Annotated in this window: 24 protein-coding genes and 2 pseudogenes; 12 read left to right on the top strand and 14 right to left on the bottom strand. The window is 71.3% G+C overall.

Translation table 11 applies throughout. The features are described from left to right. The first annotated feature begins 111 nt into the window (after positions 1-111). A complete protein-coding gene (locus tag ACRX5W_RS22765; protein WP_436790111.1) occupies positions 112-1,182 on the top strand; it encodes a DUF5954 family protein in 1,071 nt (356 codons plus the stop codon). A gap of 81 nt (positions 1,183-1,263) precedes the next feature. Here ACRX5W_RS22765 and ACRX5W_RS22770 read toward each other — a convergent pair whose 3' ends face one another. Next, on the bottom strand, positions 1,264-1,731 hold the full coding sequence (locus ACRX5W_RS22770; RefSeq protein WP_436790112.1) for a PPOX class F420-dependent oxidoreductase: 468 nt from the start codon (positions 1,729-1,731) through the stop codon (positions 1,264-1,266). A gap of 258 nt (positions 1,732-1,989) precedes the next feature. On the opposite strand from ACRX5W_RS22770, the gene ACRX5W_RS22775 reads away from it, so the two are divergent. Then, a complete protein-coding gene (locus ACRX5W_RS22775; protein ID WP_436790113.1) occupies positions 1,990-2,394 on the top strand; it encodes a ChaB family protein in 405 nt (134 codons plus the stop codon). Between the two features lie 192 nt (positions 2,395-2,586). Continuing rightward, the gene (locus tag ACRX5W_RS22780; protein WP_436790114.1) at positions 2,587-2,784 is read left to right on the top strand and encodes a DUF1918 domain-containing protein; all 198 of its coding nucleotides are present in this window, start codon (positions 2,587-2,589) and stop codon (positions 2,782-2,784) included. 52 nt (positions 2,785-2,836) lie between these two features. On the opposite strand, the gene ACRX5W_RS22785 is transcribed toward ACRX5W_RS22780, so the two are convergent. Further along, complete coding sequence (locus tag ACRX5W_RS22785; RefSeq protein ID WP_436790115.1) at positions 2,837-4,375, bottom strand: MFS transporter; 1,539 nt, start codon at positions 4,373-4,375, stop codon at positions 2,837-2,839. A gap of 191 nt (positions 4,376-4,566) precedes the next feature. On the opposite strand from ACRX5W_RS22785, the gene ACRX5W_RS22790 reads away from it, so the two are divergent. After that, positions 4,567-5,559: an Lrp/AsnC family transcriptional regulator gene (locus ACRX5W_RS22790; RefSeq protein WP_436790116.1), complete on the top strand. Its 993-nt coding sequence runs from the start codon at positions 4,567-4,569 to the stop codon at positions 5,557-5,559. A gap of 49 nt (positions 5,560-5,608) precedes the next feature. Here the strand turns inward: ACRX5W_RS22790 and ACRX5W_RS22795 are convergent, their stop codons facing one another. Further along, a complete protein-coding gene (locus tag ACRX5W_RS22795; protein WP_436790117.1) occupies positions 5,609-6,040 on the bottom strand; it encodes an NTP pyrophosphohydrolase in 432 nt (143 codons plus the stop codon). 113 nt (positions 6,041-6,153) lie between these two features. Continuing rightward, on the bottom strand, positions 6,154-7,752 hold the full coding sequence (locus ACRX5W_RS22800; RefSeq protein ID WP_436790118.1) for an alkaline phosphatase D family protein: 1,599 nt from the start codon (positions 7,750-7,752) through the stop codon (positions 6,154-6,156). 495 nt (positions 7,753-8,247) lie between these two features. Between ACRX5W_RS22800 and ACRX5W_RS22805 the strand changes: the two genes are divergently transcribed. Genes ACRX5W_RS22805 through pspAB form a run of 4 tightly spaced genes read left to right on the top strand, consistent with a single transcriptional unit; the run spans position 8,248 to position 10,798 of the window. After that, the gene (locus ACRX5W_RS22805) at positions 8,248-9,012 is read left to right on the top strand and encodes a PspA/IM30 family protein (RefSeq protein ID WP_436790119.1); all 765 of its coding nucleotides are present in this window, start codon (positions 8,248-8,250) and stop codon (positions 9,010-9,012) included. Next, positions 9,009-9,287: a PspA-associated protein PspAA gene (gene pspAA, locus ACRX5W_RS22810; protein ID WP_436790120.1), complete on the top strand. Its 279-nt coding sequence runs from the start codon at positions 9,009-9,011 to the stop codon at positions 9,285-9,287. The genes ACRX5W_RS22805 and pspAA overlap by 4 nt, the downstream gene beginning before the upstream one ends. A 5-nt stretch (positions 9,288-9,292) precedes the next feature. Next, positions 9,293-10,201: a zinc metalloprotease HtpX gene (gene htpX / locus ACRX5W_RS22815; protein ID WP_436790121.1), complete on the top strand. Its 909-nt coding sequence runs from the start codon at positions 9,293-9,295 to the stop codon at positions 10,199-10,201. Between the two features lie 12 nt (positions 10,202-10,213). Further along, positions 10,214-10,798, top strand: coding sequence for a PspA-associated protein PspAB (gene pspAB, locus ACRX5W_RS22820; RefSeq protein WP_436790122.1), 585 nt, complete (start codon positions 10,214-10,216; stop codon positions 10,796-10,798). 60 nt (positions 10,799-10,858) lie between these two features. Here pspAB and ACRX5W_RS22825 read toward each other — a convergent pair whose 3' ends face one another. The 3 genes from ACRX5W_RS22825 to ACRX5W_RS22835 form a co-directional block, all read right to left on the bottom strand. Further along, the gene (locus tag ACRX5W_RS22825; protein ID WP_436790123.1) at positions 10,859-11,248 is read right to left on the bottom strand and encodes a hypothetical protein; all 390 of its coding nucleotides are present in this window, start codon (positions 11,246-11,248) and stop codon (positions 10,859-10,861) included. Positions 11,249-11,679: 431 nt separating this feature from the next. Next, a complete protein-coding gene (locus ACRX5W_RS22830; RefSeq protein ID WP_436790124.1) occupies positions 11,680-11,967 on the bottom strand; it encodes an MmpS family transport accessory protein in 288 nt (95 codons plus the stop codon). A 315-nt stretch (positions 11,968-12,282) separates the two neighbouring features. Continuing rightward, a complete protein-coding gene (locus tag ACRX5W_RS22835; protein ID WP_436790125.1) occupies positions 12,283-13,371 on the bottom strand; it encodes a helix-turn-helix domain-containing protein in 1,089 nt (362 codons plus the stop codon). 316 nt (positions 13,372-13,687) lie between these two features. On the opposite strand from ACRX5W_RS22835, the gene ACRX5W_RS22840 reads away from it, so the two are divergent. Then, positions 13,688-14,689, top strand: coding sequence for a hypothetical protein (locus tag ACRX5W_RS22840; protein WP_436790126.1), 1,002 nt, complete (start codon positions 13,688-13,690; stop codon positions 14,687-14,689). 39 nt (positions 14,690-14,728) lie between these two features. Here the strand turns inward: ACRX5W_RS22840 and ACRX5W_RS22845 are convergent. The 3 genes and pseudogenes from ACRX5W_RS22845 to ACRX5W_RS22855 all read right to left on the bottom strand — a co-directional run. Continuing rightward, positions 14,729-15,616 (bottom strand): annotated as a pseudogene (locus tag ACRX5W_RS22845) (MsnO8 family LLM class oxidoreductase); the annotation flags it as partial. 21 nt (positions 15,617-15,637) lie between these two features. Next, positions 15,638-16,144 carry a hypothetical protein gene (locus ACRX5W_RS22850; protein WP_436790127.1) on the bottom strand — a complete coding sequence of 169 codons (507 nt, stop codon included), beginning with the start codon at positions 16,142-16,144 and terminating at the stop codon, positions 15,638-15,640. Then, positions 16,141-18,628, bottom strand: a pseudogene (locus tag ACRX5W_RS22855) (molybdopterin oxidoreductase family protein). Before ACRX5W_RS22855 ends, ACRX5W_RS22850 begins: the two are co-directional and overlap by 4 nt. A 145-nt stretch (positions 18,629-18,773) precedes the next feature. On the opposite strand from ACRX5W_RS22855, the gene ACRX5W_RS22860 reads away from it, so the two are divergent. Then, positions 18,774-19,223, top strand: coding sequence for a helix-turn-helix domain-containing protein (locus tag ACRX5W_RS22860; protein ID WP_436790128.1), 450 nt, complete (start codon positions 18,774-18,776; stop codon positions 19,221-19,223). A 28-nt stretch (positions 19,224-19,251) separates the two neighbouring features. Here ACRX5W_RS22860 and ACRX5W_RS22865 read toward each other — a convergent pair whose 3' ends face one another. Both ACRX5W_RS22865 and ACRX5W_RS22870 read right to left on the bottom strand, forming a co-directional pair. Beyond that, positions 19,252-19,839 carry a ClpP family protease gene (locus ACRX5W_RS22865; RefSeq protein WP_436790129.1) on the bottom strand — a complete coding sequence of 196 codons (588 nt, stop codon included), beginning with the start codon at positions 19,837-19,839 and terminating at the stop codon, positions 19,252-19,254. Next, positions 19,836-20,492 carry a ClpP family protease gene (locus ACRX5W_RS22870; RefSeq protein ID WP_436790130.1) on the bottom strand — a complete coding sequence of 219 codons (657 nt, stop codon included), beginning with the start codon at positions 20,490-20,492 and terminating at the stop codon, positions 19,836-19,838. Before ACRX5W_RS22870 ends, ACRX5W_RS22865 begins: the two co-directional genes overlap by 4 nt. A 163-nt stretch (positions 20,493-20,655) precedes the next feature. On the opposite strand from ACRX5W_RS22870, the gene ACRX5W_RS22875 reads away from it, so the two are divergent. Continuing rightward, positions 20,656-21,036: a hypothetical protein gene (locus ACRX5W_RS22875; protein ID WP_436790131.1), complete on the top strand. Its 381-nt coding sequence runs from the start codon at positions 20,656-20,658 to the stop codon at positions 21,034-21,036. Positions 21,037-21,089: 53 nt separating this feature from the next. Here the strand turns inward: ACRX5W_RS22875 and ACRX5W_RS22880 are convergent, their stop codons facing one another. Further along, complete coding sequence (locus tag ACRX5W_RS22880; protein ID WP_436790132.1) at positions 21,090-21,767, bottom strand: GDSL-type esterase/lipase family protein; 678 nt, start codon at positions 21,765-21,767, stop codon at positions 21,090-21,092. Between the two features lie 541 nt (positions 21,768-22,308). Then, a complete protein-coding gene (locus tag ACRX5W_RS22885) occupies positions 22,309-22,719 on the bottom strand; it encodes a Fur family transcriptional regulator (RefSeq protein ID WP_436790133.1) in 411 nt (136 codons plus the stop codon). Between the two features lie 188 nt (positions 22,720-22,907). On the opposite strand from ACRX5W_RS22885, the gene katG reads away from it, so the two are divergent. Further along, the gene (gene katG, locus ACRX5W_RS22890; protein WP_436790134.1) at positions 22,908-25,130 is read left to right on the top strand and encodes a catalase/peroxidase HPI; all 2,223 of its coding nucleotides are present in this window, start codon (positions 22,908-22,910) and stop codon (positions 25,128-25,130) included. Positions 25,131-25,173 lie beyond the last annotated feature (43 nt).

Genomic DNA, 25,173 nt, shown 5'->3' on the forward strand with positions numbered 1-25,173 from the left:
ACTTCCATACCTACCGGCCCGAAGTCCCGGTGGCTGCCTGGACTTCCGCGATCCACGGCGTGATTCCGTCATAGGCCTGCACGGTGTCGGCCGTGTCGGCAGGATGGTGCCATGGATCACGAAGACGCAGTGCCGGGCGGCAGCCGGCCGTTGTTGGTCCGGGTGCCGACCGAGCCGGTGGAGGCCGCCGTGGAGGCGGACGCGGTCGACGCCGCGAGGCGCGAGGGCACGCTGGTGGTACGCGGTCCCCTGTTCGGTGTCGTGGCCCAGGCCGCCGAGGACGGGCCGCGGTGGCGTGTGGTGTGCCCGGTCACCGACGGCTGCCCGCAATTGGCTCGCGACGGCCTCAACTCGCTGTTGTGGAACCTGGCGCGCAGCCCCGACTTGAGCCGCGAGGAACGCCGTGAACTGCTTGCGGCGGTCGCGCGGTTGGAGACCGAAACCGTCGACGAACTGCGTGTGCTCGGCACCCGCTACCGGATCGTCCGCGCCGAGGAGTACGCGGTCGCCGCCGACGGCGGCATCGAAGGGCCGCGTCCCACCGACCCGGAGCCGCCGGTGCCGGACTGGAACCGCGCGTCCCGCGAGCCCGACATCGACGACGGGCTGGTCCTGGACCCGGAGGCGCCCGTCACTCCGTCGCAGGCTTTGGAACAACTGGCGCTTCGCGACCTGCGGTACACCGGCAGCCGGTTCCCGGACGAGGTCCGCGCCGACTCGGACCGTGCCCTGACGACCCACCCCGATGTGCTGCTGCTGCCGGCGTGCTTCACGGTCGTCGAGCGGCACGCCGCCGGGTGGAGCCCGACCAGCGGCCCACACCCCACCGCACACGCCGCCCGCAAATCGCTCGTCTTCGCACTGACCTGGCTGTGGCCGCGCCAACACGGCCTCATCCCGTTCGAGTGCGACCCGACGACCGACGCGGACAGCCCCACCGTGGACGGTCGGCCTTGCTCCGAACTCATCCCGTACGCACAGGCCGCGGCCGCACTGCGTGCCGAACGCCCGGACCGGCTGGAGTTCCGCGGCAGCGTCCACCAGATCGGCCGGACCCGCCGGCTGGTCCGCTGGGGTCCGGACGGTCCGGAGGGCCCCCGCCCATCCGACGTGAACTCGCAGCCGCCGACGCAGATCCACCCGCCGCTCGACGAGGACGGCCGCATCCTGCCGGAACTGTGAACCGAGCGCGCGGCCGGCGGTGACGCGAACCTGCGACGCCCGCGGGCCGGCATCGTTCCGGGACCCGCGGGGTCCCGGCGCTCACGCGTCGGCGAGTCGGGCGGGGAATCCGCCGGTGGCGACCGGGCCCCAGCGGCGCGGAGTGACGCGAAGAATCGACTTGCCCTGCTTCAGCATTGCGGTGCGGTACTCGTCCCAGTCCGGATGTTCGCCGGAGATGTTCCGGAAGTACTCGACGAGGGGTTCGACGGAGTCGGGGGCGTCGATGACCTCCGCGTCGCCGTCGATCTGGACCCAGGGCCCGTTCCAGTCGTCCGACAGGACGACCACACTCACCTCGGGGTCGCGGCGGGCGTTGCGCGTCTTGGCGCGTTCCGGATAGGTGGACATCACCAGCCGCCCCGAGTCGTCCACGCCGCAGGTCAGCGGTGAGGCCTGCGGCGAGCCGTCGGCGCGGCGGGTGATGAGCAGGGCCCGGTGCCGGGGCCGGACGAATTCCAGCAGGCCGTCCAGATCGACGGACGTGTTGGTGGCGATGCGACGGCTCATGGCGGTCGGCCCTCCGTGGTCTCGGTCGTAGTGCGGCCCGAAGTGCCGGGCGGGGACGGGCCGGAGGAGGCGGACAGGCCCGCACGGCGCCGCCTCCGGCGACCCGGTCGAGGCTACGCCCCGGTCCGCCGCGGCGCCGAGGCACGGCACGCTCCGGCGCGTTCCCGGCCGGCGGTGTTTTCCGCTCACTGCCCCGGGCAGCGGCCAGGCGTGCGGTTGCACGGCAACACCGGCGCCGATATTCGGAAGGTGAGCGGAATGCCCGGACGCCAGGAGCTTCCGTCCACGTTGGCGCGTTCCGACGAGGAAGCACAGCGGACGTGGGTCAAAGCGCATGATTCGGCCGTCGAGCAGTACGGCGAGGGTGAGCGAGCCCATCGTGTCGCCTATGGGGCGCTCAAGCACAAGTACGAGAAGGTCGGCGACCACTGGGAGCGCAAGGAGGGCGGACGCAAGGGCCCGTCCGATCCGCAGTCGGCGAAGCCGCGAGGGAGTGGTGCCCGCAGCGGCGAGGGCGTCGACGAGCAGGCGTCCAAGCAGCACTTGTACGGCGTGGCCCGGCGCCTGGACATCCCCGGCCGCTCCCGGATGAGCCGCGCGGAGCTGCTGGAATCGATCCGCAAGGCCAACCGCTCCCGCACCCGGCGGGCACGCGCCGGGTGATTGCGCGCGGCCACACGTGACGGCACCCCTGTGCTCCACGCGCACACTGACCGCCGAGCACGGGTGTTCGGACGCGAGGCCCGAAGTTCGCCCATCGGGCGACAGCCCGATCGGGTGAGGGCGCGCATGCCCGGGGAACGCCCGGGGAGACCTCGCCTGGAATAAGCCGTTCCGGTGAAACAGGAGGCGCAGATGCAGGCAAGTGTCGGTGACAAGCTGCTCGTCCACGGACGAACCGTGGGTCAGTCGGACCGGATCGCCGAGGTCATCGAAGTGCTCGGCGAGGGCGGCGCGCCACCGTACCGCGTGCGCTTCGAGGACGGTCACGAGACGTTGATGTCGCCCGGCCCGGACACCGTGGTCAGGCACCACGCCGCCGAGGAGGAGTAGCGTCCGCCCGCCTGAGCGGGCCCGCGCCGGGCGAACATCGTCGCGGGCCCGCTCAGGCGGTCCCGGCGTGCTCCCGCCCGGGTAGGCCGCCGCTCGCGGGCGTGGGCTTCGCAGCGGGTGCCGGTGTGCGTACCGCGATCAGGACCAGCACACCCGCGATGATCCCGACCGTGCCGCAGACCACGAACACGCGGTCCAGGCCCGCCGCGAACGCCTCGTCGATCGCCGCGCGCACGGTGTCCGCGGTGCCGGGCGGAGCCGCCGCGACGATCCCCGGGGCGCCGCCCGCGCCGACGGCCTCGGCGGCGGCACCCGGGTCGGCGATCCCCGCGGCACCGTCGAGGCGCCCTTCGACGGCGGAGCGGAAGACGACACCGACGATGGCGATGCCCAGGGCGAAGCCCAACTGGCGGAAGGTGTTGAGCGCGCCTCCGGCCATGCCCGCCCGGTGCGGCGGCACCGCGCCGAGCGCGACCCCGGCGATCTGCGGAATCGCCAGCCCGACCCCGATGCCGATGGCCACCAGGCCCGGCACCAGGACCCACCGCCCGGAGTCGGCGTCGAGCAGCGCCAGCAGGAGGGACCCCACGCCGATGATCACGATCCCGAATCCGACCGGCCCGCGCGGGTGCACGTCGTGCAGCAGGCGCCCGGAAACACCGGCGACCACGAACGACGTGGCGGCCATCGGCAGCAGGGTGAGCCCTGTCGCGACGGGCCCGTAGCCGAGCAGCGACTGAAGCCACACCGAGACCTGCGGGAAGCATGCGAACGCCGCGAACTGGGACAGCGCCCCGGCGAGCATGATCGCGCTGAACGCCGGGCTGCGGAACAGGTCCAGGTCGAGCATCGGGTGCGCGACGCGGCGCTCCGCGACGACGAACGCGGCCAGGGCGACGGCTCCCACGGCGAGCACGGTGAGCACCACGGTGTCGCCCCAGCCGTCGCCGCCGGCGCGGATGAGGCCGTACGTGACCAGGCCCGCAGCCGCGGTGAACGTCACCAGGCCGGGCAGGTCGAGGCGCGCGGCGCGGTCGCCGTGGGACTCGTCGAGGACGCGCAGTGACAACGCGACCGTCACCAGGCCGATCGGCAGGTTGACCAGGAAGATCCATTCCCATCCGAAGTGCTCGGTCAGGAGCCCGCCGGCGATCGGACCCACCGCGGCGGCCGCGCCGGAGACCGCTCCCCACACGCCGATCGCGACGCTGCGGTCCCGGCCCTCGTAGACGTGTCCGAGCAGAGCGAGGGTGGTGGCGAACATCGCGGATGCGCCTATCCCCTGCACGGCGCGGGCGGCGATCAGGGTCGCGGTGTCGGGGGCGAGGGCGCACAGCACCGACGCCGCGGTGAACACCAGCGTCCCGGCGACGAACGTCGCGCGGCGCCCGAACCGGTCGGCGAGGCTGCCGACGGCGAGCAGGACGGCGGCCAGCGCGAGCGAGTACGCGTCGAGCACCCATTGCAGGTCGGCGAAGGACGCGTCCAGGTCACCGGCCATGTCCGGCATCGCGACGATGACGATGGTGACGTCGACGAGCAGCATGAACGATCCGAGGCAAACCGCGATCAGCGGTACCCATTTGCGCATGGCGACTCCCATGAGGGGCGGCGGAGGAACAGGGCCGGCGGGTGCGACGGTCTCGTGGTGGTGCCCCGGACGGCGGAAGCGTACGGGCGGAGGTGACCGGCGCCACGGCGATCACTGTCTCGATTCCCGCGGTTCGAAGCGAGCCATGGGCCGAACGTGTGCGGATTCCGTCGTCCAATAGGGTTTCAAGGGTGGATTCCGCCGTGTTCGACGATCTCGACCGGGCGCTGGTCCATGCCCTGGAGCTCGACGCCCGGGCCCCGTTCTCCCGAATAGCCGACATCCTCGGCGTCTCGGAGTCCACGGTGGCCCGCCGGTTCCGCCGCCTGCGCACGCAGGCGCAGTGCCGGGTGGTCGGGGTGCGGGACGTGCGCCGCACCGGCCAGCCGACCTGGCTCATCCGGGTTCGCTGCTCGCCCGCGGCGACCGACGGGATCGGCCGGGCGCTCGCCGACGCGCCGGGGACGGCCTGGGTGCAGTCGGTTTCCGCGGCGACGGAGCTGTGGTGCTCGGTGCGCTCCGACCCCGCCGACGAGCACAACCTGGCACTCATGCGCGGTCTGGGCCGTACGTCCGGGGTGACGTCGGTCAGCGCGGCGAGGGTTCTGCGGGTGGTCGTCGGCGGCCCGCAAAGCTACTCGGCGACATCGGCGCTGTCCCCCGCCCAGCAGGACGCCGTGGTGTCCGCGGCGCCCGCCGTGTCGTGGGAGGGGGCGCTGCCCGCGGCGGCGGACATGGACGAGGCGCTGTTGGGGGCGCTGTCGGTGGACGGCCGGGCGTCGTACGCCGATCTGGCCCGGGCGTGTTCGGTTTCGGAGACGGCGGTGCGCCGGCGGCTGGACGTGCTGCGCCGGGCGGGCATGGTGTTCTTCGAACTGGAGATGGACTTCGCGGCGCTGGGTCACACGATGACGGCGCTGCTGTGGATGACCGTCCGGCCCTCGCACATCGCGTCGGTCGGCGAGGCACTGGCCGCGCATCCGTCGATCGGCTTCGCGGCGGTGACCACCGGACCGATGAACCTCGGCGCGTACGTGGTGTGCCGGGACGTCGCCGAGCTCCATGACCTCGTGGTGGAGGCATTCGGCGCACTGGCCGGCGTGGAACACATCGAGGCGGCGCCGGTGGCGGTGACGTACAAGCGCGAGGGCGCGGTTGCGCGGGGCCGGCGCCCAGGCGGCTGACGCGCGGCCGGGCAGACGGCAGAGGTGAAGGGCTCGGGCCGGTGTGCGCTCAGCGGCGCGGCAGGGTGTGTGGTCCGCTCACCACCGCGCCGAACTCGCCCACATGGGAACGTAGTTCGCGGTCGGCGGTGACCACGAGGCACGGTCGTGTGGGGTCCGACGCGTGCTCGGCGGCGACGAGGCGCACGATCTCGTCGTCGCCGCTGCCGGGTGCCCCGGTGACGTGCACCCCCGGTACTCCGGGCAGGTCGCGGGCGGCGCCCTCGACCACCATCCGGATGTCCAGGGGGCCTTCCGTCGCCCACTTCGGGACCCGGTCGGCGGCGGCCAGGCCCCGTGCGGCCAAGGGGGCCAGCGCGTCCCGCAGGCGTGCCGCCGCCGCTCGGCGGTCGCGCCACCAGCCGTCGGGTACCGAGCCGACGACGTTGGCCGCGTCGACGACCAGCAGGGGGAGCGGTGGGTCCGGCGTCCGGTCGGCCATGGCTTCGTCCTCCCGCTGTTTCGTCCCGCGGCGCGGGCGGTCACTGGCGGGATCGTATGCGGCGCCCGGTGCCGTGCGCGGGCGGGCGGGCGGACGGCACCGGGGCCACAGGGTCAGGCGTACTGCACGCCCGGGACGCGGTCCTGCACGACGAGGCCGGCGCGGGTGCGGACCGGCGAGCCGGGGCGGGTGACGTAGTCGACGACCCGGAAGTCGGTGCGCCACAGTTCCGGGGTGACGGTCACCGAGGCGTAGCCGCGCTGGGCGTTGAAGAACTTCATGTGCGGGTTGGCGTCGAGGAATGTCTGTCCGGTGGCGTCGACGTCGTAGCCGTCGCCGCCGCTGGTGATCGAGGTGCCGACGAACTCCGTGCCCACGACGGGGGATCCGGGGTCGGCGTAGTCGAGGTGCAGATTGGCGGCGTAGTTCTGGTGCCGGTCGCCGGTGATGACCACGAGGTTGGGTACGCCGCGGTCGCGGGCGGCGGCGAGGACCTGGTTGCGTTCGGCGACGTAGCCGTCCCACGGGTCGTACCAGACGTCGGTCACGGCCGGGTCGGGGTTGCGGTCGGTCTGGATCATCGGGGCCTGGTTGCCGAGGATCTGCCAGCGGGCCGACGAGGAGCGGAACCCGTCGAGGAGCCATTCGCGCTGCTTGCCGCCGAGCATGGTGCGGTCGGGGTCGAACCGGTCCCCGCAGGTGGTGCCGCCGCCGTCGCCGCACGGCTGGTCGGTGCGGTATTGGCGGGTGTCCAGCATGGTGAAGTCGGCGAGACGGCCGTACGGCAGGCGCCGGTGCAGGCGCATGTCGGGGCCGGACGGCATCTGGGCGGCGCGCAGCGGCATGTTCTCGTACATCGCCTGGAACGCGTCGGCGCGACGCCTCAGGAAGCGCTCGGTGGTGTCGTTGCCCTGGTTCGGGTTGCGGTTCTCGGGGATGTCGGCGGCCCAGTTGTTGTCGACCTCGTGGTCGTCCATGGTCTGGATCCACGGGAACTGCGCGTGCGCGTTTTGCAGCGGCGCCTCGGACTTGTAGAGGGCGTACTGCAACCGGTAGCGGGCCAGGTCGGCGGTCTCGGTGTGGAACCGGGGGTCGGTGGTCACGCCGCGCCTGTTGGTGGCGACGCCGTACTCGTAGAGGTAGTCGCCGAGGTGCACGACCAGGTCGAGGTCTTCGTTCGCCATGTGGTCGTACGCGGTGTAGTAGCCGTCCTGCCAGGCCTGGCAGGAGGCGAAGGCGAAGCGGAGCCGCCGGGGCTGGGAGCGGGGGTGGGGTGTGGTGCGGGTGCGTCCGACCCGGCTGATCTCGCCGCCGACGCGGAAGCGGTAGAAGTACTCGTGGCCGGGGGCCAGGCCGGACACCTCCGGGTGGACGGAGTGGCCGAGTTCGGGCATGGCGACGACGCTGCCGCGGCGGACCGCGGAACGGAACCGCTCGTCCTTGGCGACCTCGTACTCCACCCGCACCGGCTGGTCGGGCATGCCGCCGCGGCCGTCCACGGCGAAGGGGTCCGGCGCGAGCCGGGTCCACAGGACGACGCTGTCGTGCATGGGGTCGCCGGAGGCGACGCCGAGGGTGAAGGGGTTGCCCAGTCCGGTGGGGGCGGCGTAGGCCGGCGACGCCGACCAGGTGCCGGTGCCGAGCATGACGGCTCCGGCGCTCGCGGCGGAGAAACCGAGGAAGCCGCGACGGGACACGCGGGGTCGTGACACGGACATCACACCTCATGTTCGAAAAGTTCGAGATTTTGGTTCGAAGCTGCTGGAAGCGGTTCGAATGACTGCGCGGAAGACCGCTCGCAGGGGGAGGATCCTCGGTGATCACATCGGCGCCAGGAGGCGCCCGACTGGCCTCGGGGCAAACGTTTTTCGACCCTGCGTCGAACTTCGCGGTGGGTCCTTGGCTCGGTTTCACACGGAACTGCCGCAAAAAACCGGTTCGTTCGGCGCGGCCAAGAGTCCACGCGGGCGGCGGGTGAGCACACCCTCCGAGGCGGCGATATGTATCGGTTCATCCCTCGGCGGCGGGTTTCTCCGGGGGTCTATATCGTGGAAGGTGCCGCGCGTCGCCCTTCGGCACGGGCGATCCCGCGAAGCCCCGCGCCCGGGGACAAAGACCCCCGGGAAGGCGTCGGCGGACGGTCGGCCGCCACTTGGCGGCGGGTCCAATCCGCCCCCGCGCGCGGCGTTCCCGAGGAAACGGTAGCCATGGAAAGCATCGCCAAACGCATGGCCTCCTTGTTCCGGATCAAGGCGAACAAGGCACTGGACAAGGCCGAGGACCCGCGCGAGGTCCTGGATTACTCGTACTCGCAGCAACTGGAAATGCTGCGCAAGGTCCGCCGCGGGGTGGCCGATGTCGCGACCAGCACCAAGCGGGTCGAGTTGCAGGTGGGCAAGTTGCACGCGTCCGACGAGAAGCTGCGAGACCAGGCGCAGCAGGCGCTCGCCGCGGGCCGGGAGGATCTCGCACGTGAGGCGCTGACCCGGCGAGGTGCGGTGACGACGCAGATCGCGGATCTGGAGCAGCAGCAGGCGTCGTTGCGGGAGCAGCAGGAGAAGCTTTCGCTGGCGGCCGAGCGGTTGCAGGCGAAGGTGGACGCGTTCCGCACCCGCAAGGAGACGATCAAGGCCACGTACACCGCGGCGGAGGCGCAGACGCGGATCACCGAGGCCGTGACCGGCATCGGCGAGGAGATGGGCGACGTCGGCCTGGCGGTGCAGCGGGCCGAGGACAAGACCGAGCAGATGCAGGCCCGCGCGGGCGCGCTGGACGAGCTGATCGCCTCGGGTGCCTTGGAGGACGCGTCGCTGCCGTCCGGACGGGACGACATCCAGGCCGAGCTGGACGCCGCCTCCGCGGACCGCGACGTGGACGCGGAACTCGCGCGCATGAAGGCCGGGTTGACGGCCGCCCCGGAGGTTCCGGCGCTCGGCGAGGGCGAAGGCCGTACGAAGGGGTCGACGTCATGATCATGCGGATTCTGGGCGAGGGCCAGTACGAGGTCGCCGACGCCGACATGGATCGTCTCAACGAGCTCGACGCGGTGGTGCAGTCGGCTGCGGACGCGGGCGAGGACGCGGCGTTCGCGGCCGCGGTCGCCGATCTGCTCGGGGCGGTGCGGGCGATGGGGACGCCGCTGCCGGACGACGCGATCAAGCCGTCCGATCTGGTGCTGCCCGACGAGGACACGAGTTTGGAACAGGTCCGCGCGATGCTGACCGACGAGGGCCTGGTTCCGGGGTGACGGCGGTGCGCAGCCGTTTCGCGTCCGACCGGAAGCTGACCCGCCGCATGCTGGTCACGATGTTCCTTCTCGGGCTGTTGTACGTGGCGTTCGTCGCCGCGCTGATCGCGTTGCTCAAGTCGGTCGTCCTGGTGGTGGTGATCGCCGCGGTCCTGTTGGGCGCGCAGTACTGGTTCTCGGACCGCATCGCGATGTACGCGATGCGAAGTCGCGTTGTGACACCCGAGGAGGAGCCGGAACTCCACGGCGTCGTGGACCGGTTGTGCGCCGCCGCGGACATGCCGAAGCCGAAGGTCGCGGTGTCGGACATGGATCTGCCGAACGCGTTCGCCACCGGGCGCAATCCGAACCGGTCGGTGGTGTGCGTGACACGGGGGCTTCAGCGCCGACTCGATCCCGCGGAGTTGCAGGGCGTGCTCGCGCACGAGCTGTCGCACGTGGCGCACCGTGACGTCGCGGTGATCACGATCGCGTCGTTCCTCGGGGTGATCGCCGGGCTGATCGTGCGGTTCGCGTTCTACTCACAGCTTTTCGGCGGGCGGGACCGGCGCGACCAGAACACCGCGGTCATCTTCGCCCTGGTCATGTTGGTCTCCGCGCTGGTCTACGCGATCAGTTTCCTGCTGATCCGGGCGCTGTCGCGCTACCGCGAGCTGGCCGCCGACCGGGCGGGCGCGCAGCTCACGGGCCGGCCGTCCGCGCTGGCTTCGGCGCTGACGAAGGTGAGCGGCGACATCGCGCGCATTCCGACGCGGGACCTGCGCACCGCGCAGACGTTCAACTCGTTCTTCTTCACTCCCGCGCTCGGCCCCGGGACGACGTTGGCGAACATCTTCTCCACGCATCCGCCGTTGCAGCGCCGCCTGGACGCCTTGGCGGAGATCTCGGCGGAGCTCGGCGACGAGACCCCGTGAGTGGGAGGCGCGATGGGCTTCTGGGACACCGTGTTGGGGCGTACGAAGCCCGTGCGGCCGGACCTGGACCAGCTTTTCGGGGTGCCGTCGGCGGCGGTCACCCTCCAGGCTGCGATGGGGTTCGCGCCGACGGGGACGGGCGCGGTGTGTTTCGCGTCCCTGGAAGGCGCCGCGTTCACGCGGGTGAGCGGCGAGGTCGACGCGCTGCTGCGGGGCGCGGACGCGGACGGTGGTGCCGGCTCGTCGGCGGAGTTCAGCCGTGACGAGTACGGCTATTCGTGGCTGACGTCCCGGCGCCCGCCCGACGACGTCGCGGCGCTGGTGAACGACCTGCACGCGGTGAACTCGGCGCTGGAGGCCGACGGGTTCGGGTCGCACTTGCTGTGTTCACTCGTCGCGTTCCGTGACGCGCGGGCGCGTACGCTCGCGTTGGTCTACCTCTACAAGCGGGGCACGTTCTACCCGTTCGCGCCGCTGCCGGGCGACAAACGCGACAGTCCCCTGGAGTTGGAGGTCAAGGCGACCGTGCGGGACGACCTGCCGATCGAGCCGGATCTGACCCGCTGGTTCCCGGTATGGGCGGCGCCGGGCCTGTGAGGGCTCCTGCGGTTCCGTGTGCGGCCCGCACGCTTGGTGTGCTGCCGCGCGGGCGGGTGCTCAGGCCGGTGCGAAGGCCTGGAACGAGTCCCGCAGTGAGACGGATTCGAGGGCTGCCTGCGCGCGGCCCAGGGCGGCGGACAGCGCGTTGGCGTAGTCCGCGGCGTTCTCCAGGGCCGAGTGGACCTCGATGACGCGCGGGGCGGCGTTGCTGCCGCCGTCGACCTGGAGCCGCCCGTCGGCCAGGAGACCGGTGAGGAACTCGTCGATCTGCCGGAACGCCTGGGGCAGTCCCATCGTGGCGGTGGACAGGTTGCCCAGCGTCGCGTGGGCGTCGCCGGGCTGCGTGAACCCCGGCCCGCCGGGCGGCACGGTCGCGTACACCAGTACGCGGACAAGCGCGGTCATGGCGTCGGTGAGTTCGACGGCGGCCGACTTCTCGGTGGTCATCGTGTCGCCTCCACGGCGGTGTCGGTACGCATCAGGGCCGGTTGCCGCGGCCGGAGGTTCTGTCGGTCGCAGTACCGGAGGGCTTCACGGGGCAGCCGCGGGCCCGGCGTGCGCCCGCAGACTAGGCAACCTAACGATCCGCGGCACTGCGCGCGCCCCCGGCGCGGCGCCGGAGACGGCCGCGCGTCGGGCGGGAACGCCGGGGGAATTCCGGACCTTGCACCCACACCGGTCAGGCACACAGTCCCATAAGGGTCTGAACCCCCCGGCCCGGCTCGGCAGGGGACACTGCGGGCACGGACTCGAACACACCCCGAAAATCACTCGAACGGGTGACAAACCGAGTGACCGTGTCTGACCGCCCGCCCGGCGACGCGATCACGAACCACGTCGGCATGATCGTGAAGGCGGGCGGAACAGTCATGACGCGATCAGGAGATGTCGGCTTCGCACTGAAGGACGTCGGAGCTGTCCCCGCGCCTGATCGACTTCTCGTCCACGACCTTGCCGTCCAGCGTGACGCGGCACGTGACGGTCTCTTCCGGCGCCTCGTCCGCGGACGGGTACACGGTCATGTGCATCAGCGTCTCGGGACTCGTGACCTCGATCGTCTTGGTCCACCCCGACTGGACGCCCTTGGCTTCCTCACCCTCCGAATCGGGGTCGTCCACGGCGTACCGCACATCGACCGGGCCGCGGCCGAGGATCTCGTAAGTCACTGTATGTGTCGAGGACTTGCCGTCCCCGTCGTCCGAACAGCCGGAAAGTATGACGGCCGCAAGCATTCCGGCCGCGGCGGCAAACGCACGCAATGTTGTCCCCGTGTTCCTGTTCTGGCGTGTCACGCGGTCGCCGGGGGCAACGCCGTCACCGCGCTCGACCTGGTCACGGCGCCCGCCGGCGTCCCTGCGTCGGGCCTTCGGCCGACACCGGCCGAAGCGGGGCCGAGCATAACGGGGAACCGCCGTACCCCACGGGGCCCTTCGCGTTCCCCGACACCCGGCAAGCGCGCCGGAACGCGGAACCTTCGCCGCTCAGTCGGCCTGAACGCTTGCGTGCGCCCGGTACTCACTCGGCGTGATGTCGAACTGCCGACGGAACATGCGGGTGAACACGCTGGGATCCGTGATGCCGACCGACCGCGCGACTTCGGCGATCGAGCGGTGTTCCCGGCGGGGATCGGCGAGCATGCGCCGCGCCGCCGCGAGGCGGGTCTCGCGGATGAACCGGGACGGCGAGGAGTTGCCTTCGCTGAACACGAGGTCGACGTAGCGCACCGAGACGCCGAAAGCGGTGGCGATCAGTTGCGGGCACAGCTCGGGGTCGGCGAACCGGCGGCGCACGAAGTCCTGCATGCGCGGCAGTTGCGCCCGCCGGGACAGTCGCGGGCTGGACAACCGAGTGTCGCCCGCCGCGGCCATGCGCAGCGTGGACACCAGCAACTCGTAGGTGGTGTGGCCGAGTTCGGTCAGCATCTCGGGTGGCAGGTCGGCCGCCCCGCGGCCGAGCTCGGCAACCACGGAAGTGAGGACGCGCACCGCGGGATCGTGGGCCGGGATGACCCGCCCGAGCTCGGGTGTGGTCCGCAGGTCGCGGATCAGTGCGGCGCGCGGCACGTTCACCGACAGATAGTGCGCGAAGGCGTCGGCGGTGAACGAGTACTGCCGGGTCGAGTCGAGCAACACCGCATCGCCCGGGCGCAGTTTGTTGTGCCGGTCCTCGACGGTCGTATGGCTCGGGCGCCGGGCGAGCATGAGGTGGCAGAAGTCCACGGGGTTGCGGTCGATCAGCCGCCGGGTGCGAGCCGCGCGCAACGGGTCGGACGCGACGTCGGTGATCGTGACCGCGCCGGCGTCGAGCAGGTAGACCCAGCCGGTGTAGCCGGACCGTACGGCGGGGTCGACCGGGGTCGCGTCCAACTCCACGACGGCGTCACGGAGGATTTCGCGCCACGCCTCGATGTCCGGCGCCGCCTTCGAGCCGTGGCAGAAGGGCCCGGGGCTCAGCAGCGGACGCGTGCGCCCCTGGGCACGGACGACATGGCGCGCGACAGCGCCCCTGCCGCGGCCCGCGGGGGGTCTCGGTATCGCCCCGGGTGCGTCGGGGTCCGGTGAACGCAGCATGCAGACCTCCCGGCCCGCGAAGCGACCGAAGTCGCCTGCCGAGCCCTGGCGAGCCATCGTGTACGGTTCGGGCCGCCGGCGGTACCGGGTTCGCGGGCAGGCGCGTTCGAGGTCTGCCTCGCCGACACGGTTCGGCGGCTGGGCGTGAATCTACCGTCGGTCGCGCCCCGCCGCCGGTGGACCCGCGGCTCGGCCGCGGCCGTCATCGGCGCCTCTCCCCCGTCGCTGCTCGGCGCCGACCGGCCGTCCGGTGGGGAGCGGGCCGATTGACTACCGTGGCGCCCCTACCGGTTCGCGAGTGCGGCCGGAGATGCGGATGGGGGCGGACATGGACGAGGCCGCGGTGTCTCTGCGACATCACGCGGTGCTGACACCCGGCGCCGGCGGTGATCCGGGTGATGAGCCCGCGGCCGTCGGACTGGCCCCGGGCGGCCGGGTCGTCGTGCTGTGGACGCCTCGTGCGGCTGCCACGGCGACGCAGACGCGGATCACGGCGCCGTCCGGGGTGTCGTTCCCCCAGACGCGGATGTCCGCGGATGTGTCGGCCCGCGTGACCGTGCACGGCCCGGAGCCGGCGGAGGCCGCCAGGATCCCTCGGCTGACCGTGTCGCATCCGCACGTCCAACTCCTGCCGGAAGGCCGGGTCCTGCTGGTGGGTACCCGGGCCTGGTGGCGTCCGGAGCCCGAGGGGCCCGAACGGAACGCTGTCGTGCACGACGCAGACGGGCGCGTCTCGGCGGAGGGCGTGTTCGGCGACGGTATCGCGGACGTCGTCACGACACCGGCCGGCAACAGCTGGGTCCGCTACTTCGACGAGGGCATCTTCGGCAACTTCGGTTGGGGGTATGACGGAGCGCCGCCGCCGATCGGGGCATCCGGCTTGGTGCGTTTCGGCCCGGACCTGCGGCTCGACTGGTCGTATGCCATGGGCGGCGACGAGTGGGGCGGAATGTGGGACTCCCCCGCACTCAACGTCGACGGGGAGACTGCCTGGGTGTCGTACGAGCAGACCCACCCCATCGTGCGGATCCAGGACGGGCGGAAGACCGGGTGGGCCCACGACACGCTCGCCAGGATCCATGTCCTGCTGGTCGGCGGCGACCGCGTCGCCGTGATCGGTCGCCCCCACGATGACGGCCCCGCACGGGTCACAGGCCGCCTGGGCGAGGGCCGGTTCCACCCGACGGCCGCCTTCCGGCTCTGCCTGCCCGACGGCTCCCCGCTTCCCGATCGGTACCGCGTCTTCGCGCAGGGCGCCGACCTGCATGTGTTGTGCGGACACGACTGGTATCGCGTCGGGCTGGACGACTTGGCGTGACGGCCGTCGGCCCACTCCCCCGCCGTCCGGCGCGGCCGGTCAGCCGACCGTCGCGACGAGCCCTGCCATGCGGGCGAGGCGGGTGTAGGTGTCGGTCATCCGGTTGCGGTCGAACGTGCTTGTGGTGAGCATGAATTCGTCCGCGCCCGTGGCGGTGAGGATGCGTTCGAGCTCCGCCTCGACCTGTTGCCCGGTTCCGCGTACGTGTCCGCGCAGTCCGTCGGCCAAGTACGTGCGCTCCTTCGCCGTCAAGGTGAGGCCTCGGATCTCGCGGGCGGGCATCAGCGGCGGAAACACCCCGTGGGTGCGTGCGTACGCGGCCGACCACGCCTCCGGCACCAGCAGTTCCTCGGCCTCCTGCTCCGTGTCGGCGACCGCGACCGAGCCCGCGACGACGACGTACGGCTCCCGCGCCCACTCCGACGGCCGGAACAGCGCGCGGTATTCGTCGATCGCCCGCAGCGTGCGCTCCTCGGCGCCGAACAACGCCATCACCAGCGGCAGCCCGGCACGGGCGGCGTGTCCGGCGCCCTCACCTGTCGCCAGTACGAAAGGCGCCGGCCGCAGTCCCTCGGCGGGCCGTGCGTGCACGCCGGGGTGCACGGTCTGATCGCCTGTGAAATACCCGAGCAGTTCGGCCAGTTGGTCGGGAAAGGTGGCGGCGTCGAGCTTGTCGCGGCCGAGTGCGCGGCGTATTCCGTCGGTGAATCCGACCGAGCGGCCGATGCCCATGTCGATCCGTCCGGGGAACAGCGATTCGAGGACACCGAACTGCTCGGCCACCACGAGTGGCTGGTGGTTCGGCAGCATCACCCCGCCGGTCCCGACGCGGATCCGCGTCGTCGACCCCGCGACGGCGGCGGCAAGCACGGTCGGCGCGGATCCGGCGACGCCCGGCACGCCGTGGTGCTCCGACACCCGGAACCGAACGCGTCGGGCGTACTCCGGTCAGCGCGTGCCCGCGATCGGGGTGGTGAGCACCTGCGGCGACAGGGTCTTGATCATGGTGTTGGTCCAGCGCATCTGGCGCAGTGTGCGGGGGTGGCAGTCGGAGGCGAGTCCGAGCAGGGTGCTGTCCCTTTTCGCCTGGGCTGCCTGCGCGAGCATTTCCCAGTGCAGCGAGTTCTCGGCCGCCGCGAGGTGGAGTTGGCGCAGATCGCGCAGGAGAAGCAGTCCCGGTTCGGGGCGACGGCCGATGGCTTCGGAGGCCTTCTTCCGAAGCGTCGGCAAGACGCCCTCGGTCGCGTTGTCGGACGGGCCGCCCAGGTTCAGGTGGTAGTCGGCCGCGGCTGCGGCCAGGCGGTCGACGTGCTCGCGGGACCAGCGGGCCAGGTCGACGGCGACGTGGTGGACTTCGTGTTCGGTGCGGTGGCGTTGGGCGACGGTCACGAGCCGCCCGGCCAGGCGCCGTTCGCCGCGGTGGAGGACGCGCAGCGCGAGGGTGATGCCGTTCACCGGTTGCCTCCCCGGGAGACTCGGGTCGTGTCGGGGGCCTGTGACGCGTGTGCGGTCCGCCCGCCGACGGTGGTGGTGTGCACGGCGTCGGCCGACGCCGGCGCCGATGCGGTGGTGGTGGGTGCGGGTGCGGGGCGTCCGTCGCCGGTACGGATGCGGGTCAGCGCGGCGGCCGCGGTTTTGAAGATCGGTTGCTTGGACGCCGGGTCCCAGTCGGTCACGGTGGCTTCGTTCGCCGCGCGCGGCGGTGTCGTCTCGTCCGGTCCGCTGCGTGCGGGGGTGTCCCAGTAGCCGTAGTGGAAGGGCACGAACAGAACACCGGGCCGCAGGTCGGTGATCCGCAGCCGCCCCTGCAACGCGCCTCGGGGTGTGCGGACTTCGACGAGGTCACCCTCGGAGTACCCGAGTCGGGCCGCGTCCGGGGACGAGATCTCCACCCACACGTCCGGTGCCGCCGCGTCGAGTTGCGGGGCGCGGCCGGTCTTGGTGCGGGTGTGGAAGTGGTACAGCGTGCGTCCGGTGCTGAGTCGGAACGGGTACTGCGCGCTGGGGGTCTCGTGCGGCGGCAGGTATTCGGCGGCCTTGATCATGGCTTTGCCGTCGGGGTTGAGCGACCGGTACTCCACGACGCTGTCGGCGGCGCCGGTCACCAGGTCCTTGCCGTAGTCCTCGCAGACGTCGGGGTGCGCCCAGGTGATGCCGTCCGTGTAGAGGCGGTCGGTGCCGTCGGGAGCCCGGTCGTTGCAGGGCCACTGGATCCCGGTTCCGCCGCGGAGCTTGGCGTACGTCAGCCCGGTGTAGTCGCAGGGGCGTCCGGCGCTACAGCGCTTCCAGGCCTCGAAGGCCGCCTCGGGGTCGCCAGGTGATCAGCGGCTGTTCGTCCTTGTCGCGGAAGTCCATGCGTCGGGCGTAGTCGAGGAAGATGTCCAGGTCGGGCCTGGCGTCGCCGGGCGGTTCGACGGCCTTGTCGGACAGGTGCACCGTGCGGTCGGCGTTGGTGAACGTGCCGGTTTTCTCACCCCAGGTGGCGGCGGGCAGGACCACGTCGGCCAGGCTCGCGGTCTCGGTCAGGAACAGATCCTGGACGACTGTGAACAAACGCTCCTGCGCCAGGATCGAACGGATACGGCCGAGTTCGGGCAGTGAGACGGCGGGGTTGGTGCCGCTGATCCACAACATGCGGATCGAGCCCTGTTCGGCGTACCGGAACATCTGCATCGCGTGGGTGGGCGGCGCGTAGTGCGGGATGGTCTGCGGGTCGACGTTCCACACCTCGGCCAGGTCGGCGACATGGGCGTCGTTCTGCCAGTTGCGGAAACCGGGCAGGTCTCCGTTCGCGCCGCATTCGCGGGTGTTCTGCGCGGTGGGCTGGCCGTTCATCTGGAGGACCCCGGCCCCCGGACGGCCGAGCATGCCGCGGATCAGGTGCAGGTTGTTGATCTGGACGGCGGCCGCGGTGGCCTGGTGTGACTGGTACACGCCTTGCAGAACCGTGGACAGCAGCGCGTCGGCGGTGCCGATGACGTCCGCCGCTTCGGCGATGCGCGCCGCGGGGACGTCGCAGATCCCGGCCGCCCATCCGGGGGTGCAGTGCTTGACGCGCTCGGCCAGTTCCTCGAATCCGACGGTGTGGGCGGCGATGTAGTCGCGGTCGACGCGGTCGCGGCGGATGACCTCGTGGAGCAGCGCGTTGAGCAGCGCGACGTTGGTGCCCGGGCGCGGCGCCAGGTGCACCGCCGCGTGGCGCGCGACACGAGTGGGCCGGGGATCGACGCACACCAGGCGCGGCGGGTCGTTGCCCTCCAGCCGGTCCAGGACCCGCATCCACTGCACGGGCTGGGTCTCGGCGAGGTTGTGGCCGTACAACGCGATGACGTCGGCGTGGTCGATGTCGTCGTAGCTGCCCGGCTGGCCGTCGCAGCCGAAGGACTCCTTCAGCGCCTCGGCCGCCGTCGAGGTGCAGAGGCGGGTGTTGCCGTCGAGATGGTTCGTGCCGATGCCGACCCGGGCGAGGACGGCCAGCGTGTAGTACTCCTCAAGGAAGAGCTGCCCCGACGTGTAGAACCCGATCGACCCGGGGCCGCGTTCGTCGAGCAGGTCGCGGGAGCGGGTGACGACCAGGTCCATCGCGGTGTCCCAGTCGGTCGGGACCAGCCTCCCGTCTCGGCGTACGAGCGGTCGGGTGAGCCGGTCCGGGGAGGCGTTCGCCTGCCAGCCGAACAGGTCCTTCGGCCCCAGCCTGCCGCGGTTGACGCGGTCGACGGCCCGGCCGCGCACACCGGCCATGCGGCCGTCGACGACGGCGATGTCCATCGCGTCGCCGTCGGAGTGCAGAATCGACGCGGCCTGTACCCAGCGCTGGACCGAGTCGGGGGCGACGCCTTCGGCGAGGTAGGTGTCCACGCGTGCCGGCCACGGATCGTGGCGCCCGTGCGGCGTACGACTCCCCCACGGATGCGCGATCCTGTCCACCGAAGCCTCCATGTCCGCCTCCCAGCGAAAACGCCATCGACCGTCGGCGGCTACCCGGTGACCGGGCCGGTTAACAGGCGGGGCCTTTGGCGGCCCGGCTGTTCTGCTCTCGGCGGAGAGCATCGGAAGGACGAGCGGGGGCGGCCTACGATGAGGCATGTCCGAGACTGCGCCTTCGCTGCCTGCCCGTTTCGATGCCGAGCCGGAGACCCGTGGGGATGCCCGGGTGGATCCCGGGGGCGGCCCCCGTGTCGGGCCCCGTCTCGTCGAGGGCGGGCGCGGTACGCCCCTGCCGCACCGGCCGAACGCGCCCGCACGTGAGCCTCTGTGGCGTCACGTGCTCGGCGGGCACTTCCGGTCGCTGCGCCACGAGCGCGGCGAGACGCTCGCCGAGACGGCGGGCCGCGCCGGTGTCTCGCCGCAGTACCTGTCCGAGGTGGAACGCGGGATCAAGGAGCCGTCGAGCGAGATGATCGCCGCGGTCGCCGGTGCACTGGGGGTGACCCTCGTGGATCTCACGCTCGCGGTCGCGCAGAACCTGCAGAGCGCGCGGCCCGCGGGGCGGTCGGCCCCCACCTGCCGGACCGCGTACGCGCTGGCCGCGTAGCCGCCCGGCGGCGGGGGCCGAGAAGACGTCAGCGTTCCTCGATGACGAGGTCGACGAGGCCGTACTCCTTCGCCCCCGCCGCCGTGAAGACCCTGTCGTGGTCGGTGTCGGCGCGCAGGGTGGCCGTGCTGTGGCCGGTGTGCCGGGAGAGGATCCGCTCGATGTCCGCGCGGACGCGTACCACTTCGTCGGCCTGGAGGATCAGGTCCGGGATCGTGCCTCGGCCCTGGGCGGCGGGCTGGTGGAGCACGACGCGCGCGTGGGGAAGCGCGGCGCGTTTGCCCGGGGCTCCCGCGGCGAGCAGGACTGCGCCGACGGCGACGGCCTGCCCGACGCAGGTCGTGGCGATCTGCGACCGGATGTACCGCATGGTGTCGTACACCGCGAGCATCGCGCTCGGGTCGCCGCCTTCGCAGTTGATGTAGAGCTGGATGTCCTGTTCGTGGTTGTCCGCCTCCAGGAACAGCAGTTGTGCCACGAGGGCGTTGGCGACGCCGGCGTCGATGGCGGTGCCCAGGTAGATCACGCGCTCGGCGAGGAGATGCGAGTAGACGTCCATGACGCGCTCGCCGCGCGCGTCGCGGGTGATGACGTTCGGGATGGTGTAGGTGCTCATCGCGTGCCTTCCTGAGCTCCGGTGTCCGATCCGATGCCCCGGCCCGCGGCGAAGCCGGCCACGGCTGCGGTGCCGCGCGGCGCGATCTCGTCGAACCCCTGGACGATCGTGTCGATGAACCCGTAGTCGAGCGCTTCGCGCGCGGTGTACCAGCGGTCGTGCAGCGAGTCTTCGAAGACGCGCTCGACGGGCTGCCCCGTGTCCTCGGCGATCAGGCCCAGGACCGTGTCGCGGGTGTGGCGCAGATCGTTGGCCTGCAACTCGATGTCGACGGCGGTTCCGGCGATCCCCGCGGAGCCCTGGTGCATGAGCACGCGGGCGTGCGGCAGCGCCCGCCGCTTGCCGCGCGTCCCGGCGGACAGCAGGAACTGCCCCGCGCTGTAGGCGATTCCGAGGACCAGCGTGGACACGTCGCACGGCACGAGCCGCATGACGTCGCGGATCGCCAGCATCGACGGCACCGAGCCGCCCGGCGAATGGATCCACAGCGCGATGTCCGCTGACGGGTTCTCGGTGGCGAGGGTGATCAGTTGCGTGGTGAGCAGCGTGCCGTTGTCGTCGTCGAGCGGGCCGTCGAGGACGAGCACGCGCTGCGCGTACAGCTCGCGCCGCGCGCGTTGGTGGAACAGCGGGGCCTTCGTGTCATCGCTCATGGCTCTCACCATCGGCCGTCGGCCGAGGCGGAACCAGGGGAATCTGCCGTGGGCGGATCCGCTCTGGGCGGATAGACCCAACCCGTCGGTGGGCCCGGTCTCACAAGCTGACTCTCGCCCCTGATATAACGCTCATGTCACGAACCACCGACGGGGGAGCACCATGCGACCGACCCGCCTGACCGTCATCGCGGCCATCGCCGCCCCGATCCTGCTCGTGGGCTGCGGAAGCCAGCAGGACGAACCGGAGACCACAAGCGCCCAGACCAGCCCCTCGCAGGTCGTCTCGTTCCAACCCCCGACGGACGAGCAGAAGAAGGCGGTCCTCACCGCCCTCGCCGCGATCGACCCCGCGCTGACCAAGGCCCCGGACACCGCGCTGTTCCACGCGATGAGCACGTGCGACGACATACGCATCGTCAAGGACCAGGCCACGGTCGTTTCGTACACCGCGGACCGGTACCGCGCCGCGGGCGCCGAGGTGGACATCGCCAAGGCCGGGAGGATCGTGGAAGCGATCAAGAGCGCCTACTGCACGAGCTGAGCCGGGGAACCGACCACCGCATTTCGGGGTCGGCCCCCCGGTCGGCCGAACGATCAGACCGTCGCCTCGACACCCGTACTGCCGCGGACGGCTTCCAGCCCCGCGACGTACGGACGCAGCACCTGCACCCACGCCGCGTAGCCCGCCCCGTTCAAGTGCAGGCTGTCGAGCGTGAATTCGGACCGAAGCCCGCCCGCGTCGTCGGCGAGGGCGGGCCACAGGTCGACGTACGTCGCCTCGGCCTCCGACGCGATCAGGCGGTAATCGGCGTTGAGCGTACGAAGCACGTCCGCGAGCACAGCCTGACGAGGCATCACGCTTTGGATGAACAGCGCGGTGTGCGGGGCACGTTCGCGGATGGCCGTGACCAGGTGACGCATGCGTTCCGCGGTCTGCCCGGCGCTGCGGCGCGGGCCGCGCGCGAAGGCCTCAAGCTCGGCGATTCCCGTGTCGATGTCGTTGGTCCCGATGAGGAGGAAGACCGCGGCGGGGGCGACGATCGCGGTGTCGAGGCGGGCGAGGACGTCGTCGATGGTGTTGCCGCCGATCCCCCGGTTGATCAGGGGGAGATCCGGAAACCACTCGTGCCACAGGCCGCCCTCCGTGATGGAGTCACCAAGGAACACCACACGTCCCGGCGCCGGGACGAGTTGGGCGAACTGCGTTGCACGGGCGGCCATTTGGTCGGCAAACGCGGAGACCAGGCGGTCACGAAGAGATTCGGAGATCATGGCGATGCTTCCTTGGGCAGGAGTCGGGAACACCAGGGGCCGAAGCAAACCGGTGGTACTGACCGGCAGCGCCGCTCCGCGGCGCTAATGCGCTTCAGTATCGCCGAAGCAGACCTCTCCCCGCGCCAGACATGCGAAAGGGCGGCATCGAGTCACGAAGCCGACGCAGCCTGCCGAGTACGCGGGCCACGGCGCGCTTGTGAGCAGCACGCAGCTCGGTCGGGCTCGGCGGCTGGAGTTACGACGGCCTGGTCACCGCCGCCCGAACTCCCGCTCGGCCTGACGCCCACTGGCGGCTGGAGTGCAACGGCCCGGCCACCGGTCCAACACCCGCCGGGCCGCACATCCGGCCTGACGATCGCCCCAGACCAGGCGCTCGTCCATAACTCGTTTTTCTGGCGTCGGGTCGGGGCGGTCCGTGGAGCCCGCCCCCGCCTGGCCCGGGCCGAGGTCGGCTCGGCATGGCGTGCCAGCCGCCAGTGGACGTGTCAGGCCCGGCGGGCGTTTGCCGGGCTCGACGTACGCGCAGTCAAGCCCGGGTCTACGCGCAGTTCGGGCAGAGTCCCCGGTAGGTCACCTCGACCTCGGACACCGTGAAGCCGTACCGCTGCTCGGCGGGGAGGTCGGCCAGCGGATTGCCGGCGGGGTGCACGTCGCGGATGGTGCCGCACTTGGAGCACACCAGGTGCTGGTGCGGGCGGTGGGCGTTGGGGTCGTAGCGCTTCGCGCGGCCGTCGGTGGCGACCTCGATGACCTCGCCGAGGGAGACCAGCTCGCCGAGGGTGTTGTAGACCGTCGCCCGGGAGATCTCCGGGAGGCGCTGCGCCGCGCGGGCGTGCACTTCGTCGGCGGTCAGGTGCACGTGCTCGCCATCGAGGACCTCGGCAACGACACGCCGCTGGGAGGTCATCCGCCAGCCACGCCCTCGCAGTCGTTCCAGCAGGTCACTCATGTCGGTTCACCTAATTCGGGGGGTCGGGGTGTGCCAAGTTTACCAGCGGATGTCCGGCTTCCGATTCAATATGTGTTTGGCATATTTCTTGACTTGGACTCTGTCCATCGTAGGATCGGTTTCGCCGAGAGCACCAGACCACAACTGCTCCCGACCACCCGTGATCCGCCTGGTCCGGAAGGATTCCCATGTCTGAGAACCATGAGGCAATCGTCACCGACGCGAAGACGGAGGACACCGGCGGCTGCCCGGTCGTGCACGGGCGCGCCCCGCACCCGACCCAAGGCGGCGGAAACCGCCAATGGTGGCCGGAGCGGCTGAACCTCAAGATCCTCGCGAAGAACCCCGCCGTGGCCGATCCCTACGGCGCGGATTTCGACTACGCCGAGGCCTTCAAGAGCCTCGACCTCCCGGCCGTGAAGCGGGACATAGCCGAGGTGCTGACCACCTCGCAGGACTGGTGGCCCGCCGACTTCGGCCACTACGGGCCGTTCATGGTCCGCATGGCGTGGCACAGCGCCGGGACGTACCGGATCAGCGACGGCCGCGGCGGGGCCGGCGCCGGTCAGCAGCGGTTCGCACCACTGAACAGTTGGCCGGACAACGGGAACCTCGACAAGGCCCGCCGACTGCTGTGGCCGGTCAAGCAGAAGTACGGCCGGAATCTCTCGTGGGCCGACCTGCTCATCCTGGCCGGCAACGTCGCCCTGGAGTCGATGGGCTTCAAGACCTTCGGGTTCGGCGGCGGTCGGGCGGATGTGTGGGAGCCCGACGAGGACGTCTACTGGGGTCCGGAGACCACATGGCTCGGCGACGAGCGGTACACCGGCGACCGCGAGCTTGAGGACCCGCTCGGCGCGGTCCAGATGGGCCTCATCTACGTGAACCCGGAAGGCCCGAACGGCAATCCGGATCCGCTGGCGGCGGCGCGCGACATCCGTGAGACGTTCCGCCGGATGGCGATGAACGACGAGGAGACGGTCGCGCTCATCGCGGGCGGCCACACGTTCGGCAAGACCCACGGCGCGGGCCCGGCCGAGTCCGTCGGCCCCGACCCCGAGGCCGCGCCGATCGAGGCGCAGGGCCTGGGGTGGGCGAACAGCTTCGGCACCGGCAAGGGCGGCGACACGATCACCAGCGGCCTGGAAGGCATCTGGACCAGCACGCCGACGAAGTGGGACAACAGCTTCTTCGAGACGCTGTTCGCGTACGAATGGGAGCTGTTCCAGAGCCCTGCCGGCGCGAACCAGTGGCGGCCGAAGAACGGCGCCGGGGCCGGCACCGTACCGGACGCCCACGACCCGTCGAAGACCCACGCCCCGACGATGCTGACGACGGACCTGTCGCTGCGGTTCGACCCGGCGTACGAGCAGATATCGCGGCGCTTCCTGGAGAACCCGGACGAGTTCGCGGACGCGTTCGCCCGCGCGTGGTTCAAGCTGACGCACCGCGACATGGGCCCGGTCGTCCGCTACCTCGGCCCGGAGGTCCCGACCGAGACGCTGCTGTGGCAGGACCCGCTGCCCGAGGCGCCCGAGGAGACGATCGACGCGGACGACGTCGCCGCGCTCAAGCAGCAGATCCTCACGTCGGGCCTGTCGGTGTCCGACCTGGTGTCGACCGCATGGGCATCGGCCTCGTCCTTCCGGGGCAGCGACAAGCGCGGCGGCGCCAACGGTGCCCGGGTGCGGCTCCAGCCGCAGATCGGGTGGGAGGTCAACGACCCCGACCGGCTGGCCACGGTGCTGAGTGCGCTGGAGGGGGTCCAGGAGGCGTTCAACAGCGGGCGTGCCAAGCAGGTTTCGCTCGCCGACGTGATCGTCCTCGCGGGAAGTGCGGCCGTCGAGAAGGCCGCGAAGGACGCCGGCTTCGACGTCGAGGTGCCGTTCACGCCCGGGCGCGTCGACGCGTCGCAGGACCAGACCGACGTGGAGTCGTTCGCCGCGCTCGAACCGACCGCCGACGGGTTCCGCAACTACCAGGGCAAGGGCAACCGGCTGCCGGCCGAGTACCTGCTGCTCGACCGGGCGAACTTGCTCACGCTCAGCGCTCCCGAGCTGACCGTGCTCGTCGGCGGCCTCAGGGTGCTGGGCGCGAACCACGGGCAGTCGCAGCTCGGCGTCTTCACCGAGACCCCCGGCAAGCTGACCAACGACTTCTTCGTGAACCTGCTCGACCTGGGCACGACGTGGTCGGCGACGTCGGAGGACGCGAACACGTTCGAGGGCCGCGACTCCACCGGCGAGGTCAAGTGGACCGGCAGCCGCGCGGACCTCGTCTTCGGGTCGAACTCGGAGCTGCGCGCGCTCGCGGAGGTCTACGCGTGCGATGACGCGAAGGAGAAGTTCGTGAGCGACTTCGTCGCGGCGTGGACGAAGGTGATGAACCTGGACCGGTTCGACCTGGTCTGATTCTCCTGAGCCGTGGGGCCGGGCCGCTCCCCTGCGGGCGGCC

Source organism: Yinghuangia sp. YIM S10712 (assembly GCF_051388935.1).
Lineage (GTDB): Bacteria > Actinomycetota > Actinomycetes > Streptomycetales > Streptomycetaceae > Yinghuangia.